The following is a 1172-nucleotide window of genomic DNA, read 5'->3' as shown; positions in this document are numbered from 1 at the left end:
ATTGATGACGACCATGTGATGTTTGCCCTCTTTGATCTTTCTGCGGTAGTAAACATGATACTCATTCTCGGTGCGTAAAGTATTTACAGCTCCCATACTAAGCAAGGCTTTCAACTTCTTATTGGCAATAGAAGAGACTTGTGTTCTCTTTTTGATGCTGGTGCCTGACTGGTGAGGAAAAGGAGCAGTGCCTACATAACAAGCAAATTTACGCCAGTCCTTGAATTTGGTAAAGCCATAGGTGTAGGCAATTACCTGAGCAGCAATTACTTTACCTACTCCAGGAATGGAGCAGAGCAGTTGATTCTGGTGATGTAGCTGCTGATCCTGCTGCATAAGCCGATCAATTTGCTCATTGCACTTCTTGATCTGTTCTTTCAGAGCTTTGAGCTGTTGATTGAGGGAGCGCATCATGAAAGAGATGTCAACATAGCCTCCAAGCTGCTTATGAGCTTCTATAGCAGTGATGATGCTGGTCTTCTGCTTGATGAGACGAAGCCTAAAAGAGATCAAAGTCTTAAGCTGTGCTACTGTAGCAACCGGAGGAGTATAAAGGGATAATTCATCAGCAAAGCGATAGGCAAAGCGAGCGATCATCTCTGCGTCTGCTTTATCTGTTTTTCCTCTTTGTATACCCATTGAATACTTGATACGATAAGCAGATTCCTGGCATAGATCGGCTTTAACATTGGTGAGAAAACAAGCTAATCCATAACTGTAGCTACCTGTATCTTCCATGCAAAACAGACAATCTTGAAGAGTAGCAACAGACTTGATCCACTTGAGGAATGCCGCAAAGCCTCTTTTGCTGTTACTAAACTGTTGGTGAATGTAATCCCTTGAAGGGGGAGTAAAAATGGCGGTATCAAAGGATGATTTGCTTACATCGATGCCAATAAAAACTGACTTTTTCATAACTTAAAGGTTTAAGATGAAAGGATAAGTTGAACCGACTAGAACCTTTATGAGGCATGCAGGCCTATCGTTCTATAGGGTAAAAGGTTCAACATTTTAAGAAAAGGAGGACTGACGCGCTGTCAAGGTCTTGAGCCTACTCAGCCGCTTAGTTCTCCTCCTTTTCTCTAAAGTTAAGAATTGGATTTTTCTATATGAATAAATATAAAGGCTCAGCCCTCACCCTAGCAAAATTGATACTTGCACGTTTGTTGCTC

Annotated in this window: 1 protein-coding gene; it reads right to left on the bottom strand. The window is 41.7% G+C overall.

Annotated elements, in window-relative coordinates; all coding sequences use genetic code 11:
* On the bottom strand, positions 1–915 hold a 915-nt coding region (locus IQ247_RS32210; protein ID WP_193926246.1), incomplete at its 3' end, for an IS110 family RNA-guided transposase.
* Positions 916–1172 lie beyond the last annotated feature (257 nt).

It is taken from the genome of Plectonema cf. radiosum LEGE 06105, from assembly GCF_015207665.1.
GTDB lineage: Bacteria > Cyanobacteriota > Cyanobacteriia > Cyanobacteriales > Nostocaceae > Rivularia > Rivularia radiosa_A.
This window is presented reverse-complemented; position numbering and strand designations above follow the sequence as displayed.